This is a genomic window from Mycobacterium sp. NPDC004974 (assembly GCF_053600815.1).
The window spans coordinates 127,639-143,046 of sequence record NZ_JBSGAQ010000011.1 but is presented as its reverse complement, the minus strand read 5'-3'; the positions used below and the strand labels follow the sequence as shown (position 1 = coordinate 143,046).

Here is a 15,408-nt window from a genome sequence, read left to right as displayed (position 1 = left end):
CGGGACCGTCAGGGAAAGCAAGCAGTTGTCACAGGCCCGGGACGTTGACCGTCGGTGCGGGCCTCATTGATCTGGTGGACGCGAACGCTGACCTCCAACTGGAAGCGGTCGGCGGGGTCCTTGAGCGACAGGCCCGTGAGTTCCTCGATGAGCTTGATCCGGTAGATCAGGGAGTGCCGATTGAGGTAGAGCGCTCGCGCGGCGGCGCTGATGTTGGTGGCCTCGTTGAGGAGGATCTCCAACGTATGGACGAGTTGCCCTCGGCGCGTCTTGTCGTAGTCGATGAGCGGCTGCAAGGTCTCGAGGATGGTCGCCATGGATTGTGGATCCTGGCGCAGCACCTCAGCGAATTGACGTGAGCCGGCCGGCCGGCCGGGCAGGGCCGGCGGTACCGATGCCGTCACCGGGACGGACTGTCCGTCGACAGGAGGAAGCAACGCCCAATTCACGAGATTCTCGGGAAGCGCACTCAGCCGCTGCGCGGACGCGACCAACACGGAAACGGTGGATGCCGACGGGGCCGAGGAGAAGTGACACATCACGAGGTCATCGGTGACCGAAGAATGCACGGAGACACCGGCTTTGAGCGCCAACTCGTCGAGGGCTTCGCCGAACGCCGCGGCAAGGTCGTTCCAGCCGGCGTCTTCATGTTGGCGCCGTCCGATGGCCATTTCCACCTGTGAGCCGGGAATTGCTGGACTCAACAGTGGGAGCAGGCGTTTCTGAACATCGGCGAAGGCGATCTCCCATGGCAGAAGTACCACCGGGAACTCGTGACGATCGGCGAGCGGAACCAGCGAGTTGAGGAGTTCGCGGACAGTGATCTCGGGGGGAGGGCTCAAGATGAGCCCCGCCGCATGGGAGGACACGAGATAAGCGAGGAACTCCCGGTTGCCCGGCTGCCGGATATCGGCACCGGTGCACAGCACGAGGTCGCCGGGGCGGATGAAGGACTCCGCAGGCGCGTGGATGATGTCCACCCAGGCGACTTCACGGGTAAGGCCGCGATGACCGGCGACCACGGAGCCCCGGTCCAAGGGCGCCACGGTCAAGGCCGCCGCCACGCTCAGCGGCGAGTCCTGGGACATGTCGCGCCTTCTCCTGATCTACCGTTGCGGCCCGCTTGTTCGTTGTTCTTGTCGGCGAGACCGCGGCGGCACACCCACACCCCCCGAGCTCGACGGTACCAGCGAATCGTGGGCGTTCTCGCAGCACGTGACGGGCATGCTCGCGGACCGGAGAGTCCGCGAGCATGCCCTCATCGATCACACCGAGGACAGGTCCACGGTCGACCGTCGGCTGAGAAGCATCCCGACTCCGAAGAACACCAGCGGCATCACGCCGAAGATCACCGCGAGGGTGGAGCTGCCACCGACGATCAGGGTCAGATTCGACACAACCAGCACCAGCGCCCCGGCCAGGGCGAGTGTGGCCGCCGAACCCAACACCACCTGGCGTGTCGAGTCACCGCGGCGGCGGAAGAAGATCACCACGGAGATCGTCGTCAGTAACCACAGGATCGCCAGCGCGAGGATGCCCAGACCACCGAGCGGCCCGAAGATCTGCAGCACCGGGTCCAGCTTGAGCGCGACGAAGATGCCCATCATCACGAACGAGGCCACGGTGATAGCGATCGAAGCGTTCGACGGAGCGCCATGGCGGCCATGGACCTCGCCCAGACGCTTCGGGAAAACACCGCTCTGGCCCAGTGCGAAGGCGTATCGGGACGCGATGTTGTGGAAGGCCAGGGCACACGCGAAGACGCTGATGAACCAGAAGCCTGTGGTCAGGTCGCGCCCCAGCATGCCGAGGTACTGCTGCGCGGTGTTCACCATGAAGTTGTCTGGATCGGCCTCGGCCGCCGCGATGGCGTCCGGGCCACCGTTGCCCTCGATCAGTGCCCAGCTCGAGAAGGCGTAGAAGCTCGCCACGATGCCGACGGCCCAGTAGGTCGCCCGCGGGACGGTCCGGTCCGGGTCCTTGGCCTCGTCGCGGAAGACCGCGGTCGCCTCCACACCGACGAAGCCCCACAGGGCGTACAGCAGGGCGATCCCGAGTCCACCGGCGATGCCCTGGGCGTTGAACGAGTCGCCGGTGATCCCGTGCTCACCGCCCCGCAGAACGATGACCAGGTCGAGGACGACCAGGATGGCCACCTCCGACACCAGGAAGATGCCGAGGACCTTGGCGCTGAGGTCGATGTCGCGGTAACCCAGCCAGGCGACAACCGCGAGTACCAGCGCGGTGAGCAACCACCACGGGATGTCCGGTCCGCCGAACCGGGTGATGAGGCCGTTGAGGATGACCCCGTCATACGCCGAGACACCGAGGAGGGTGGCCATGTAGGCGGGAAGGGCAAGCACGGCGGCGCCGGCTCCGGCCGCACGGCCGAGTGCCATCTGGATGTACGCGTAGAACGCACCGGGATTGGTCACATACTTCGACATCGCGACGAAGGCGGCGGCAAAGAGCAGGAAGATCGCCCCTGCCACCAGGAACGCGACCGGAATACCCGTCGTCTTGCCGAGCACCATCGCGATCGGCACGTTGCCACCGATGGTCGACAGCGGTGCTGCGGCGGCCACAACCATCAGGACAATCGAGGGGACGCCGAGTCTTCCCCGCAATTTTGCGGGGCGACCGTCCGGTGATGGTTCGCTACTTCGTGAGTTGTCAGCGTCGACAACCTGGGTCATGCGCGGATCCCTTCCACTGCCACCGGGGCCGCAGATCGCCGGCTCCGTCGAGTACCGGTGAAGTCTGCGAGACGGACGTCTCGTGGGCCAGGGGTGGGACGGCTCTTTCCAACACCTTGTTGTAGGCCAGGTCACACCACTATCCGGATGTGGTGCCCGCATCACACAACTTGTTGGAAGGACTGCCTACGTCGTTGTTCGCACCCTGACGTTCGGTCAATGCTGTGCCCGTCAGGCAATCAGAGAGGCACGGCGACGGGCATGCACTTGAACAGCACCGACATCGAGCAGGATCATCGGCTGGGACGCATTCGGCTGTTGGACGAGCAGCGCGTCAATCTCGACGGGTTCGCCGAGCCCGACCCGGACCTGGGGATGATCTCGCACCTTTCGCCCTACGACCCGGCACCGTCCTGGGTCGTGGCCGACGACGGCAGCGTGCTGGAGATGGACTCGACCCCGGCCGCGAGCTTCGACACAATCGACGAGTTCATCGTGCGGTACGCCATCGACCACTCCGAGGCGCCGCGGTCGATGGCCATGGACGAGACCGATCTGGCGCGGATGATCGTGGATTCGAGCGTGCCCCGCGAGCAGGTGCTGCGGGTCTGCGCGGGACTGACCCCGGCCAAGATGGCTCGCGTCGTCGCGATGCTGCAACCGGTCGAGATCCAGATGGCGATGATGAAGATGCGCGCGCGCCGGACCCCGGCGAATCAGGCCCACGTCACCAATCGGCTCGACGATCCGTTGCTGATCGCCGCCGACGCGGCTACCGCCGTGGTCTACGGGTTCCGGGAACTGGAGGCGACGGTGCCGGTGCTCGACGATGCCCCGGCCGTCGCAGTGGGGCTGCTGATCGGTTCCCAGGTGCCCGCGCCCGGTGCCCTGACCCAGTGCTCTGTCGAGGAGGCCCGCGAGCTGGAGCTGGGTGTGCGCGGCCTGGTGTCCTACGCCGAGACGGTGTCGGTGTACGGCACCGAGCAGGTCTTCACCGACGGCGACGACACTCCGTGGTCCAAGGCGTTCCTGACCTCGTCGTACGCCTCGCGCGGCATCAAGATGCGGTTGTCCAGTGGGGCCGGGTCCGAGGTGCTCATGGGCCAGGCCGAGCGAAAGTCCATGAACTACTTGGAGTCTCGGTGCGTGGCGCTGGCCAAGGGCATCGGAGCGCAGGGCGTGCAGAACGGCGGTATCGACGGTGCGGGCATCACGGCCTCGGTGCCCGGAGGTGTTCGCGAACTGATAGCCGAGAACCTGATGGTCATGCTGCGCGGGCTGGAGTCGTGCAGCGGCAACGACAGTTTGATGTCCGAGTCGACGATGCGCCGGACCAGCCGGACGTTACCGGTGCTGCTGTCCGGGTCGGATTTCATCTTCTCGGGCTTTGGGTCCGTGTCCGCCTACGACAACATGTTCGGGCCTTCGAACTTCAATGCCGACGATCTCGACGACTACCTGGTGCTGCAGCGGGACTGGGGCGTCGACGGGGGATTGCGGTCCGTCGACCCGACCACGCTGGAGGCGATGCGGCGGCTGGCCGCCGAAGCCACCCGTGCGGTCTTCGAGTATCTCGGCCTCGCCGACTTCGACGACGATCACGTGGAAGCCGTTGTGGGAGCGCAAGGTTCCAAGGATCTGCCGGAGACCGACGGGGTCAAGGTGCTCAGCGCGGCCAGGATGATCGACCAGTCAGGGCTCACCGTGCTCGATATCGTCACCGCGCTCGCCGAGACCGGTTTCACCGACCTCGCCGACCGTGTGCTGGGCATGGCCAAGGCCAGAGTCACCGGCGACTACCTGCAGACTGCCGCCATCTTCGACGAGGAGATGAATGTGCTGTCGGCGCTGCAGGATCCGAACGACTACCGCGGACCCGGGACGGGCTATCGGCCATCACCGGAACGGCAGGCCCAGATCGACGCCGTCCGGCAGGCGAGGTCGGTGGCCGATCTGGTCAAGGAGCAGGCCACCTTCGCCCAGCCGGAGCGGCTCGTTTCGGTCGGCGCCGCGCGGGTGGGCGACGACCCGCGGGACGTCGTCATCGGTGTCTCACCGGCGTTCGGCACCAAGTTGTTTCGGACACTTTCGGGCCTGACCATCTATGACGTGCTGGAACAGATCCTGGCCGGGCTCGAGGAGGAGCAGTGCGTGCCGCGACTGGTCCGGATCACCGACAGCATCGACCTCGGCGCGATCGGGAAGTCCGCGGCTCAGCTGTCCGGATCCGGCATCGCGGTCGGACTCCAGGCCAAGGGCACGACGATCATCCACCGGCGTGACCTCACACCGCTGGCCAATCTCGAATTGCTCAGCGTCGCACCGCTCATCACACCGGAGATGTACCGGCTCATCGGGATCAATGCCGGCCGGCACGCCAAGGGCGCTACTCCCGCCCCGATGCGCAACGCCTACACGGAGGAGGCGATCACCGCGAGATACCACACCAGGGTGGTGTCGATGGTCGCCATCGAGCGGGAGCAGTCCGAACACCGCGACGAGAACCGAAACCCCCACATCGAACTGGAGTTCACGCAATGACCGTCTCCTCACACTCCGGCCGGAGCGTCGCCGAGGTGACCGTCGAGGCTGCCCGCAACGGGGACCTTGCCCTTGACGACATCCGGATCAGCCGAGAGACCCTGCTCGTTCAGGCAGCGACTGCCGAGCGCACCGGGTCGGCACAGCTGGCCATGAATCTGCGGCGAGCGGCCGAGATGACCGCGCTGAGCTCTGACGACATGCTGTCGGCGTACGAGGCCCTTCGACCGGGTCGCTCCACGTTCGCCGAGTTGCAGGATCTTGCACAGAAGTTGGCCGGACAGCAGGCGCACATCTGCGCCGAATTCGTCCGCGAGGCCGCCGAGGTCTACCAACGGCGCGGCCTGCTGCGATGACCATCTGGGCCGGCGTCGACATCGGCAATTCCACCACCGAGGTGGTGCTCTGCCGTGCGGGCACCGAACTCGAGGTGTTGACCAGCGCGCGCACGCCGACGCGCGGCGGCAAGGGGTCGGTGCGGGCGGTCCAGGGAGCCGCACAGCTGGCACGACGGCTGGCCGAAGCGCACGGGCTGGCGATCGAACGGGCCGCGTTCGCCCCCACCGCTCCCGTGCGGTCGTCCGTCGAACGGGTCAAGCTGGAGACCCGGCGCACCGGGCGCCTCACGATCGCCACCCGGTCGGCGGCAACAACCGCGGGCGATGCCGTCGGGGTCGGTGTTCCCGTACCGGTTGACCGTCTCGGCACGGTCGACGGTCGCCCGGTCGTTGCCTGCGCGACCCGGGATTGGGGTTACCGCGAGGTGGCCGGCGCGGTGAATGCGGCAGTCGAGGATGGTCGGAACGTCGTTGCGGTGCTGACGGAGAACGACGAGGCCGTGCTGGTGTCGAACCGGCTCGGGGCCGCACTGCCGGTGGTTGATGATATCGATGTGCGGCAACTGCTTTCGGCAACGCTCATCGCCGTCGAGGTGCGCCAGGGCGTGGCTCCACTGCAGCACCTCACCGACCCGTTCTGGCTGGCCGATGTGTTCGGCCTGCGCGACGACGAACGGGTCGACGCCCGGGTCGTCGCGGATCGGCTCTTCGACAGCGCATGCGCGGTCGTTTCGCTCGACAGTTCTGCACCGGCGCTCGACACAACAACTCTGCGGACGACCGACCCAGCCTCCGAAGCCAGTGAACCGGCCGACCTGGTTCATGCCATCCATCTGGCTGATATTGCGGCACAGGCAAATTCACGACGGGGATCGGTCGCCGTCGACAGTGTGGTGATGGCCACCATGGGTGGTGCGGAGGCCCCGCCGGCCGGCGCAGATGTGCTCGGGGGAGTTCTCGGGGTTGATGTAACCCAAATCGACTCGGAGGCAGCCGCTGCGCGGGTCGGGGCCCTGACCACGCCCGGCGTCACCGACGGCGTCGTGGTGGTGGACGTCGGCGGCGGCACGGTGGACGTCGTCACGAAGGGATCCCGCGTAGTCCTGCCTGGGGCGGGGCAACTGCTCACCACCGCCACCGCCAGCGCCCTCGACATCTCCAGAAGCGCCGCGGAGTACGCAAAACGCGCGGAGGCGGTCACGGCGGTCACCGTCCAACTCGTCGAGGATGAGCATGGCCGTCGCCAGTTTCTCGACAAGCCGATCAGCGGCCGGTGCACGGGGTGGCTGCTGACCTCGGCTCCCAGCGGCCTACTGCCGTTTACGTCGCGGATGTCCGGAACAGAATGGCGCAGTTGGCGACTCGCGGCCAAACGGCTGGTCATCGGCGGCAATGTGATGAGGGGACTGGAACAGGTGTCGGCCGGTGCAACCGGGGTGCTCCTGGTCGGCGGGGGAGCCAGCGACGATGAACTCGTCAGGGCGGTCAGTGAACAACTCGGCCATGAGGTCAGCGTCGGGCGGGGCAACGTGGGTGGACAGCTAGGCCATCGCTTTGCGGTGGCCTACGGGCTCGTCGTCATGGCGACGCGAGAGTAGACGCAAAGTCCCTAGGCATCCTTGTCGGACTGCTCGTAGAGAATGCCGAGTCGGTCGATGCGCCACAGCTGACCGAGGACGATCAACGCGGCACCCGATGCTGTCGGCCACGGCTCGAGGGCAATCAACCCGTACACGAGCATGGCGAATCCGGCGAGCGCGTTCAAGGTCCAAATGCGTTGGACGACCTTGAATCCCTGTGGAATTCGGCTCCGATCGCGCATCCACATCCGCTCGCCGTAGATGCCCTTCGACGACCAGGCGGTCGGCTTGTCGATCGGCGCGAACGCGTGCGGGTTCCACCACAGCCACAGCGCGACCACCGCCAGTGGGACAAGTGCCCACCAGCCGATCCACGTGCGACTCCAGATCGCCAGGATCGCCGGGGGGATGGCCGCGAATCTGGTCCACACGCTCCACGGATTGGCATGGCGCCGCCACGCCTCGTCGCTCATTCCAGCCATGCGGGCGTACCTGTCCAGCAGGCTCATCGGCGCATTCCTCTCGCCAGTGTGCGGATAGTGGCGTCAAGCACGGCGTCGTAGCCGGGCTCGAAGCGGTCGCGGTGCACGACCACCAGGCCGATGGCGCGTATGACTTGGAGCAGTACGGCCGGTTCGATGTCGTCGACAAGGGCGCCCTCACGTTGTCCCGTCGTCAGATAGTCGAGCAGCGGCGTCACGAGATGCGGTGTGACACGAGCGATCTGATCGTTGCCGAGCCGGTCGGTCACGGCGTCGAGTTCCTCGGGTCGGGTAATCAGCCGTCGGTACATGGGATCGTCGGCCAGGGCGTCGGTGACACTGCGCAGGACTTTCACGAGTCCGTCCTCGCTCACCGGGGACTCGAGCGTGGCGGCGATGCGGGCGGCAACGCTCGGCGCCCGCTTCAGCATCACCGCGAGGTAGAGCGACTCCTTCGAGTCGAAGAAGGCATAGAAACTGCCTTTGGCGATGCCCACTGCCGCGACGAGGTCGTCGAGCGACGTCTTCTTCAGGCCCTGCGCGATGAACCGCTGCTCGCCGGCGTCCAGTAGGGCGTCGTTGATTCGTTGTTTCTCGTTCTGCGTGAACGCTGTCGCCATGGCTATGACTCTTTCTAGAATGTAGTCATAGCCTACCTCTGCCTGGCGAGCTGCGCATCCACCTCGCGCCGCGACCGGGTCTCTGACGTCGGCGGATGCGCTACGCAGCAAAAACTGCAACGGCGCTTGAATTTTGACGTGCATGTCAAAAACGAATGGGCCAACCACTATGAACGATCAGTGATTCCAGACAGCGGGTACGCACGGTGTGAGAGAAGTCGGGCGAATCCGGCTCTGGGTGCCTGCATATTCACTGGCCGGAAACGGGTACGCATCGATATGGTCGGATGATGGCCTCGGTCAAGCAGTTCCAAGTCACTTTCGACTGCGCAGATCCGGAGCGTGTCGCTCGGTTCTGGTGTGCCGTCCTGGGATACGTCGTCCCGCCGCCACCACCGGGGTTCGACGCATGGGCGGATTTCGATCGAACGCTGCCCCCTGTGAGTCAGGGTTCGATGTACGCCTGCGTGGATCCCTCAGGCATCGGTCCGAGACTGTTCTTCCAACGCGTTCCCGAAGGCAAGGTCGTGAAGAACCGCGTGCATCTTGACGTGCGGGTGGGCACCGGACTGGTCGGTCAGCAGCGTCTGGAGACGCTTGAGGCCGAGTGCGAGCGGTTGGTCGAGTTGGGCGCGGCGCGTGTGCGATTGCTGGCCGCCGACGGCATCAACGAGTCGTGCATCGTGATGCGGGACGTCGAGGGCAACGAGTTCTGTCTCGACTGACACCTCCAACTCACAGCGGAGCCGATGCCGGCGGGAGAGTATCGACGACGGGCGTGTTCTGCGCCGCGGCGACCCACCATTTCCCACCTTGCCGGACCAAGACGTACATCGCCATCTCGCTGAAACCACCGTCCAGCGCGCTGCGGCGAATCTGGGCAACCACTACGTCCGGTGCGGGATGGCTGACCTGTGCCGGTTCGAAGCGCGAAGCAGGAACGACCGGGGGACCACTCATCATCCGACGATGGATCGGGTTGAGATTCGAATAGCCCTGGAGCACCATCCCTTTTGGTGTGCCCCATAGGATGTCGGCTGCGAACATCTCGTCGTACACGTCAGCGTTTCCGGTTTCACCACCGCGCTGGAGATGGTTGATCAGATCGCGCACCGCCTGATCGCCGTCAACGGTTGGGGCATTCAGGTATGGACGCTGCGTCGTCATGACTCAACCGTAGAATCCCAAGCGTACTTGAGGTCAAGGAGTTTCAAGGCTCGACTACCGTGCGGTGGCGTCGTCGATCTGTTCGCGCAGGATGTCGCCGTGACCTGCGTGCCGGGCGTATTCCTCGCTCATGGCAAGCAGAGTCCATCGCATGCTGACCCGGCCCTCGCGGGGATTGTCCTTGGTGTCATCGAGGTCGAACTGGGAGGCGATCGCGCGTGACCGGCGGCTTGCGCGCTCGAACTCGGCGATGACGTCGGCCAGTGACTCGTTGTCGGCGACGGCGAAGGTGCCCTCGTCGCGGTTCGAGTATCCGTCGCATTGAGATTCGCCGAGTCCTGCCCAGAACCGTTGGAACCAGATCCGTTCCGCGGCGGCGGCATGCTTGATCAACGAGATCGGCGTCGTCAACGACGCAACGAGCCGTCGGCGGGCGTCCGCATCGGACAGGCCGCGTACGGTGTCGACCAGCGCCTCGCGGTTGCGGTCGAGCATGTTCTCGATGATCGCTCGCTCTTCTCCATCGGTGATTCGGTTGGTACTCATGTGATTTCACTCCGTTCTGCAACGTGTTGGGCAGGCGCGGTCGACATCGGTCCGCCGAACGCTGCGGACCGCGGGTACGGCGATCGGTGTCGGAGGGGGAAGAGGTGCCCGCGTCAGGGGACGGCCCAGGAGCGCTCGCCGCGAGGATTGCGGACCGAGCATGGACGATGCGTGCTGCATCGGTATGGCAGCTTCGACCCGTCAGGAAGACCTGCCGTCTAGGTCAGTATGTGGGTCCGCCGGCGTCCTGGCAATGTTCCGAGGCCAGGGCACCTGAGCACCACCGCGAAGTCCGGGGCCGGCCACCATGCTCGTGGTGAGAGGGTATCGGCGACCTGGTGTGGACCGGCCACCGATACCCTCTCACGTCACACCGGAGAAGCGCTGTCCGTCTGTCCGAGGTGTCGGGGGAAGAACCGAGTGTCTATCCGGCCATCAGTTGGCACCTGGTGATGCCCGCCCGGGAAGGCGTGTAACGCCTTGTCCTGCGAGGCGAACGCGTCGAACAACTCGAGACCGAATTCGCGCGGGATTTCCTTGTCGTCCAACGGGAGCAGGTACTCGATGGGGATGGTTACCCGTGCTGCGGCGTCGAGCAGAGCGTCGTGCGCCGACACCCAACCGAAGACCGCCGCGGCGATCCGAGGCTCGGTCGCTGCCAGCGTTATCCCGACCGCACCGGACAGTGACGCTCCGGAGTAGCCGATCGGTGCCTGCACACCGACTTCGGGCAGCGCTTGCACGGCGTCGATGGCTACCTGCCATTCCGGGACAGCGCGCTCGGCCACCGATTGGCAGTAATCGGCGAGGATCCGGCCGAACGCGGGACTGCCTTCGTCACGTGCCTGGCGAAAATCGGTGATCAGGCGCTGGTCTTGTGGGCTTCGCGGCCGATCACCGTGCCCGGGCAAGTCGATGGAGACGACGTGGAAACCGTCAGCGGTCACCGCGGAATGGGCCCGGGCTACGTGCTGCGGGGCTTTCGTGTCCATGCCGCCGGGATGGCCGGCCAGGATCAGGGGAGCGCCCTGAGTATCGGAGTCCGGTGACCAGAGCACACCGGTGACGCCGTCCAGGGTAAAAGTGCGTTCAATGACGCCGTTCGAGGTTGTCTGCGAGGTGAAATGCATGGTGTTGCCTTTCGGGATTGCCGTTGGTCAGGCGCTCCCGGCGACACCTTCGTCGATCCCTCAACCGTGAACACGAGTGGGGAGCACCCACATGGTTGCTGCGTACATGGGTCTCACCTCCTCGCGTCATCTCACGGTTCCGGCGCACGGTATCAACGTGAAGGTGGGCCCGTCCAACGGTTTTTCTCGTCGCTCGGCGCACCGGCTGCGGTCAGGCCGGCGATTGCATCAGCGATCGCCTCGGCCATGGCAGGGCTGCCGGTGTGACCCGCATCGTCGATGATCGTCAGTTTCGCCGCTGGCCAAGCCTGCGCGAGTTCCCACGCCGTGAGCAACGGTCCTGACAGGTCGAGACGTCCGTGAATCAGCACTCCCGGAATCTCGGCCAGCCGGTGGGCGTCCCGCAACAGTTGTCCGTCGTCGAGCCACGCGTTGTGAGCGAAGTAGTGCGCGCAGATACGGACAAACGCCAACTTCGCCGTGCCCGGCTTGTCGCTGTATTGTCCTGGCTTACCGAGGTTTTCGTGTGCTATCACGGCGTCTTCCCACGCACACCAGTTCACGGCGGCCTGCTCGCGGGTAGCGCGATCAGGACTTTCCATGAGCTGTCGATACGCCTCGACGAGGTTGCTGTCGCGCGCTTCGGCAGGCACGCCAGAGCGGAAACGTTCCCATTCGGCAGGCAACAGCAGACGGAGGCCGCCGTAGAGCCAGTCGATCTCCTGTGGCCGGCTCATGGTTACTCCGACCAGGATGATGCCGGTAACGCGTTCGGGATGGCGCTGCGCATAGGCAAGGATCAGCGTGGATGCCCACGATCCGCCGTAGAGCAGCCACCGGTCAACGCCCAGATGCTCACGGAGGAGTTCCATGTCGGCCAGCAGATGTTCGGTGGTGTTGCACCCCATGTCGGTAGTGGGATCGGCAGCGCTGGGGACACTGTCGCCGCATCCTCGCTGGTCGAACGAGATGACGCGAAACTGTTCGGGATCGAATGACTTGTGAGCGTTGCGCGATCGTCCTGACCCCGGCCCACCATGAACAATCAACACCGGGCGGCCGGCCGGATTGCCCCTGCACTGCCAGTACATGCGGTTGCCGTCACCGACATCGAGCAGACCCTCGTCATGGACCGGGAACTCACGGAACGATTCGGCAGCCACAAGTTGTGACGGTACTGCGCCGTCAGCCCCGGGGTGACCTCGCCTGGCTCGCCGACCGGGTCAACCGGTGGTGAGACTGTTCGCCGGCCAGCGGCGGCGATGCGGTGTGAGCCGAGAAAGTAGATGTAGGTCGCTACAAGGCTTTCGGTTGCCGGCAGCCAGGTGTCTCTCAGTCAACGCTCGCATACTGATGCTGTGCCGCCCATCGGTTCAGCGACAACCGAGCCGCCAGTTCCGACCCCGATGCCTCCGATCCCGGATCCCGATTTCAGCCGTTTTGGGCATGGGATCTCGCTGCTTGGCGGTTGGTTGCCGCTGAGCGTCGAGATCGCGACGCTCGTGGTGCTGCTCGTGGCGATCGGATGGCGGACGCGACGTTGGCGGACACTCTGGATACCTATCTGTGTGGCAGTCGCTGCCCTCGCCGCGTTCGCGGCTCGCGCGTATATGAACTCGCAAGGGCTGGCCTCCGACCCGGCACCGATCACACTGTGGGTGTGGACTGCGGTATTCGCCGGTTCCGTGGCGGTGGCGATCGTGGGTTTTCGCGGCACCCGATGGTGGCGGCGGACATTGTCTGCATCGGCCGTCCCGTTGACGTTGATCTGTACGTTGCTCGTGCTCAACGGGTGGGTCGGCTATTACCCGACAGTGCAGCGTGCGTGGGGAGATCTCACTTCGGGCGCCCTTCCGGACGAGACAGATGCAGCCGCGCTTGCCGGCATGCGCAATACCCAGCCCGACACGGGGAAGGTTGTGCCGATTGACATTCCCTCCGACGCAAGCGGATTCACGCACAGACGTGAGTATGTCTACCTGCCACCGGCCTGGTTCAGCGGTGCCACTCCACCGTCCCTACCAGTCGTCATGATGATCGCAGGGGAGTTCAGCAATCCGACGAACTGGATGCGCACCGGAAACGCGATCGGCGTGATCGACAGCTTCGCCAGAGGACATGGGGGAGCGGCGCCGATCTTCGTCTTTGTCGATTCCAGCGGGAGCTTCAACAACGACACAGAGTGCGTCAACGGTCCGCGCGGAAACGCCGCCGACCACTTGACAATGGATGTGCGTCCGTACGTGATCTCGCGCTTCGCCGCTTCATCGGACGCTGCGAACTGGGGCGTGGTCGGGTGGTCGATGGGAGGCACGTGTGCGATCGACCTGACGGTCATGCACTCCGACATGTTCCAGACGTTCGACGACATAGGGGGTGACCGGGGACCGAATTCGGGCACCGAGGAGCAGACGATCAGCCGACTTTACGGTGGCAATGCCGATGCGTGGGCGACATTCGACCCGCGAACGGTCATGGCCAAGCACGGGCCGTACGTGGGAGTGGCGGGGTATTTCGACGACTCGCAGGAGCCGGCCGACGACAAGACGAAAAATCTGCCGAACCGTCCCGATCAACATCGTGCGCCTGTCGGTTTCGGTGGCCACGATGACGCCGACGAGTTCCGAGAGAAGGGGGCCCTACCCGATCTGTGCGTGGCAGCCGTCGCGGTCGGCATTGGTTGTTCGCTGCGCGTGTATCCCGGCTACCACACATGGCAATTCGCGGCCACGGCGTTCGCCAATGCGCTGCCGTGGCTGGCGCATCGCGTGCATGTCCCCGGCGCTTAGACGTTCTCCGGTGCGGGCGACTTCCTCGAACTCGCTCACGGCCCGTCAGCGTCGACGGTAATCTCCCAGCGTGACGGTTAATCGTCGCAAAATCTTGGGCGGAGCGGGCCTGGCAGGCGCCGCGGCCGCAACCGGTGTGGGCGTTGACCGCCTGATCATCTCCACCGGCACCGGCGATGGCCCTGACAAGGAAACCCCAATGTCCGATGATGCTGCGCGCTTTGGCGACCCCCGCCTACCCGCCGAGACGATCACCTCGCAATCACACTTGTTCCATCTTGGCGCTTCGCCCAAAAGCACGCATGACGGCGGCTGGTACCAACAAGCCAACGAGGACAACTTTCCGATCCTCAAGGGGCAGGAGGCCAGCCTCCTGCTGCTCACATTGCAGCCTGGGGGAATCCGCGAGCCGCACTGGCATCCGAGTGCGTGGGAACTCAACATCGTTACCAGCGGAGTGGCGACCTGGATTGTCATCGACGGGAACGGGAACTACGAGCAGTTCGAGCAGCATGTCAATGACATCGTTTTCGCGCCCCAAGGTTCATTTCACTACTTTGAGAACCGCGGCCCCGACGACATGACAATAATCATCATCCAGAACACCAGTGCGCCCGAAGACAAAGACAATATCGGTATCGGTGAGTCCCTCAGCAGGCTTCCACCGCGGGTGCTGTCCGCCGTATTCGGCGTTCCCGCAGAGACATTCAGCTCCTTCAAAAAGATCGACAACGCCATCGTCATCTTGCGATCGCCGTAGCCGAAACTCATCGCGATGGACGCCGGGATCTGTAGCAACTGAAGAACGATCACGTATCGACGGCTGAGAATCAGCAACCCGGTCGATACTCTGAGGCGATGGTCGATGATTGTCCGTGGGAGCCGCCACTGGCGGGAACAGAGGCGGAGCACCTCATCGGTGCGCTGGAGCGGCTGCGAGCCACCTTCCGATGGAAGGTGGGCGGCCTGGACTCCTCGGGATTACAGGTTCGGGTCGGCGTGTCCCCGTTGACTCTTGGGGGGTTGACCAAGCACTTGGCGCGGGCCGAGGCGGAGCGCTTCGGCCCCATGCTCGACGGGTCGCCGATTGGATCACCATGGGATACCGCGGACTGGGATACCGATCCGGACTGGGACTTCAATTCGGCCGCCGATGACACCCCAGAACAGCTCTATGCGTTGTGGGATGGCACCGTGGCACGATCCAGGGACAAACTCCAAACTGTGCTTGTCGCAGATGGTTTGAACCAGCTTGTGGACCTCGCATGGCCTGACGGTCGACGAGCCAGCCTGCGGCGCAGCGTCTGCGACATGATCGAGGAGTACGGGCGCCACACCGGCCATGCAGATTTGATCCGCGAGAGTGTTGACGGTTTGGTGGGCGAAGATCCGCCCGCTGGCTGGCGGCCGGCTGAGTTGGGGTGATCTGATCGAGGTGTCGACGTCGCGTGGCACGTGCGAAAAGGCTGCGGGATGGTGGCGGGAGGCACTGTCTCGACGAACGCGCCTGCCGCGGCGG

Annotated in this window: 15 protein-coding genes; 7 read left to right on the top strand and 8 right to left on the bottom strand. The window is 64.9% G+C overall.

Translation table 11 applies throughout. From position 1 onward, the window contains the following. Positions 1-8: 8 nt before the first annotated feature. Both ACWEFV_RS23005 and ACWEFV_RS23000 read right to left on the bottom strand, forming a co-directional pair. Complete coding sequence (locus ACWEFV_RS23005; RefSeq protein ID WP_450071870.1) at positions 9-1,088, bottom strand: PucR family transcriptional regulator; 1,080 nt, start codon at positions 1,086-1,088, stop codon at positions 9-11. 177 nt (positions 1,089-1,265) lie between these two features. Further along, positions 1,266-2,591, bottom strand: coding sequence for an APC family permease (locus tag ACWEFV_RS23000; RefSeq protein WP_286174992.1), 1,326 nt, complete (start codon positions 2,589-2,591; stop codon positions 1,266-1,268). A gap of 366 nt (positions 2,592-2,957) precedes the next feature. Between ACWEFV_RS23000 and ACWEFV_RS22995 the strand changes: the two genes are divergently transcribed. Genes ACWEFV_RS22995 through ACWEFV_RS22985 form a run of 3 tightly spaced genes read left to right on the top strand, consistent with a single transcriptional unit; the run spans position 2,958 to position 7,173 of the window. After that, the gene (locus ACWEFV_RS22995) at positions 2,958-5,237 is read left to right on the top strand and encodes a propanediol/glycerol family dehydratase large subunit (RefSeq protein WP_450071869.1); all 2,280 of its coding nucleotides are present in this window, start codon (positions 2,958-2,960) and stop codon (positions 5,235-5,237) included. Beyond that, complete coding sequence (locus ACWEFV_RS22990; RefSeq protein ID WP_135454806.1) at positions 5,234-5,593, top strand: diol dehydratase small subunit; 360 nt, start codon at positions 5,234-5,236, stop codon at positions 5,591-5,593. Before ACWEFV_RS22995 ends, ACWEFV_RS22990 begins: the two co-directional genes overlap by 4 nt. Beyond that, positions 5,590-7,173, top strand: coding sequence for a diol dehydratase reactivase ATPase-like domain-containing protein (locus tag ACWEFV_RS22985; protein WP_450071868.1), 1,584 nt, complete (start codon positions 5,590-5,592; stop codon positions 7,171-7,173). Before ACWEFV_RS22990 ends, ACWEFV_RS22985 begins: the two co-directional genes overlap by 4 nt. A gap of 11 nt (positions 7,174-7,184) precedes the next feature. Here ACWEFV_RS22985 and ACWEFV_RS22980 read toward each other — a convergent pair whose 3' ends face one another. Together ACWEFV_RS22980 and ACWEFV_RS22975 are read right to left on the bottom strand one after the other, a co-directional pair. After that, a complete protein-coding gene (locus ACWEFV_RS22980; RefSeq protein ID WP_135454802.1) occupies positions 7,185-7,664 on the bottom strand; it encodes a DUF6653 family protein in 480 nt (159 codons plus the stop codon). Further along, positions 7,661-8,257 (bottom strand): TetR/AcrR family transcriptional regulator, encoded by a 597-nt coding sequence (locus ACWEFV_RS22975; protein WP_450071867.1) that lies wholly within the window; start codon positions 8,255-8,257, stop codon positions 7,661-7,663. The genes ACWEFV_RS22980 and ACWEFV_RS22975 overlap by 4 nt, the downstream gene beginning before the upstream one ends. Before the next feature lie 290 nt (positions 8,258-8,547). Between ACWEFV_RS22975 and ACWEFV_RS22970 the strand changes: the two genes are divergently transcribed. Then, positions 8,548-8,982, top strand: a complete 435-nt coding sequence (locus tag ACWEFV_RS22970; RefSeq protein WP_450071866.1) for a VOC family protein — start codon at positions 8,548-8,550, stop codon at positions 8,980-8,982. 10 nt (positions 8,983-8,992) lie between these two features. Here the strand turns inward: ACWEFV_RS22970 and ACWEFV_RS22965 are convergent, their stop codons facing one another. The 4 genes from ACWEFV_RS22965 to pip all read right to left on the bottom strand — a co-directional run bounded on the left by ACWEFV_RS22965 (position 8,993) and on the right by pip (position 12,263). Next, a complete protein-coding gene (locus tag ACWEFV_RS22965; protein WP_135454795.1) occupies positions 8,993-9,424 on the bottom strand; it encodes an SgcJ/EcaC family oxidoreductase in 432 nt (143 codons plus the stop codon). A 54-nt stretch (positions 9,425-9,478) separates the two neighbouring features. Beyond that, positions 9,479-9,970 (bottom strand): DinB family protein, encoded by a 492-nt coding sequence (locus ACWEFV_RS22960; protein ID WP_450071865.1) that lies wholly within the window; start codon positions 9,968-9,970, stop codon positions 9,479-9,481. 368 nt (positions 9,971-10,338) lie between these two features. Further along, the gene (locus tag ACWEFV_RS22955; protein ID WP_450071864.1) at positions 10,339-11,100 is read right to left on the bottom strand and encodes an alpha/beta hydrolase; all 762 of its coding nucleotides are present in this window, start codon (positions 11,098-11,100) and stop codon (positions 10,339-10,341) included. Between the two features lie 152 nt (positions 11,101-11,252). Next, positions 11,253-12,263 carry a prolyl aminopeptidase gene (gene pip, locus ACWEFV_RS22950; protein ID WP_450071863.1) on the bottom strand — a complete coding sequence of 337 codons (1,011 nt, stop codon included), beginning with the start codon at positions 12,261-12,263 and terminating at the stop codon, positions 11,253-11,255. A 243-nt stretch (positions 12,264-12,506) separates the two neighbouring features. On the opposite strand from pip, the gene ACWEFV_RS22945 reads away from it, so the two are divergent. From ACWEFV_RS22945 to ACWEFV_RS22935, 3 genes are all read left to right on the top strand, one after another. After that, entirely contained in the window at positions 12,507-13,889 is a 1,383-nt protein-coding gene (locus ACWEFV_RS22945) for an alpha/beta hydrolase (RefSeq protein ID WP_450071921.1), read from the top strand. A 70-nt stretch (positions 13,890-13,959) separates the two neighbouring features. Further along, entirely contained in the window at positions 13,960-14,649 is a 690-nt protein-coding gene (locus ACWEFV_RS22940; protein WP_135454783.1) for a cupin domain-containing protein, read from the top strand. Positions 14,650-14,747: 98 nt separating this feature from the next. Continuing rightward, a complete protein-coding gene (locus ACWEFV_RS22935) occupies positions 14,748-15,314 on the top strand; it encodes a mycothiol transferase (RefSeq protein WP_135454781.1) in 567 nt (188 codons plus the stop codon). Positions 15,315-15,408: the final 94 nt, after the last annotated feature.

What these genes read in the sequence shown, in the direction of transcription:
- ACWEFV_RS22980 (WP_135454802.1), bottom strand. Translation starts at nt 7,664, where the DNA reads ATGAGCCTGCTGGACAGGTACGCCCGCATGGCTGGAATGAGCGACGAG.
- ACWEFV_RS22955 (WP_450071864.1), bottom strand. Translation starts at nt 11,100, where the DNA reads ATGCATTTCACCTCGCAGACAACCTCGAACGGCGTCATTGAACGCACT.
- ACWEFV_RS22975 (WP_450071867.1), bottom strand. Translation starts at nt 8,257, where the DNA reads ATGGCGACAGCGTTCACGCAGAACGAGAAACAACGAATCAACGACGCC.
- ACWEFV_RS22935 (WP_135454781.1), top strand. Translation starts at nt 14,748, where the DNA reads ATGGTCGATGATTGTCCGTGGGAGCCGCCACTGGCGGGAACAGAGGCG.
- ACWEFV_RS22945 (WP_450071921.1), top strand. Translation starts at nt 12,507, where the DNA reads ATGCCTCCGATCCCGGATCCCGATTTCAGCCGTTTTGGGCATGGGATC.
- ACWEFV_RS22985 (WP_450071868.1), top strand. Translation starts at nt 5,590, where the DNA reads ATGACCATCTGGGCCGGCGTCGACATCGGCAATTCCACCACCGAGGTG.
- ACWEFV_RS22990 (WP_135454806.1), top strand. Translation starts at nt 5,234, where the DNA reads ATGACCGTCTCCTCACACTCCGGCCGGAGCGTCGCCGAGGTGACCGTC.
- ACWEFV_RS22965 (WP_135454795.1), bottom strand. Translation starts at nt 9,424, where the DNA reads ATGACGACGCAGCGTCCATACCTGAATGCCCCAACCGTTGACGGCGAT.
- ACWEFV_RS23005 (WP_450071870.1), bottom strand. Translation starts at nt 1,088, where the DNA reads ATGTCCCAGGACTCGCCGCTGAGCGTGGCGGCGGCCTTGACCGTGGCG.
- ACWEFV_RS22995 (WP_450071869.1), top strand. Translation starts at nt 2,958, where the DNA reads ATGCACTTGAACAGCACCGACATCGAGCAGGATCATCGGCTGGGACGC.
- ACWEFV_RS22960 (WP_450071865.1), bottom strand. Translation starts at nt 9,970, where the DNA reads ATGAGTACCAACCGAATCACCGATGGAGAAGAGCGAGCGATCATCGAG.
- ACWEFV_RS23000 (WP_286174992.1), bottom strand. Translation starts at nt 2,591, where the DNA reads ATGGTTGTGGCCGCCGCAGCACCGCTGTCGACCATCGGTGGCAACGTG.
- ACWEFV_RS22970 (WP_450071866.1), top strand. Translation starts at nt 8,548, where the DNA reads ATGGCCTCGGTCAAGCAGTTCCAAGTCACTTTCGACTGCGCAGATCCG.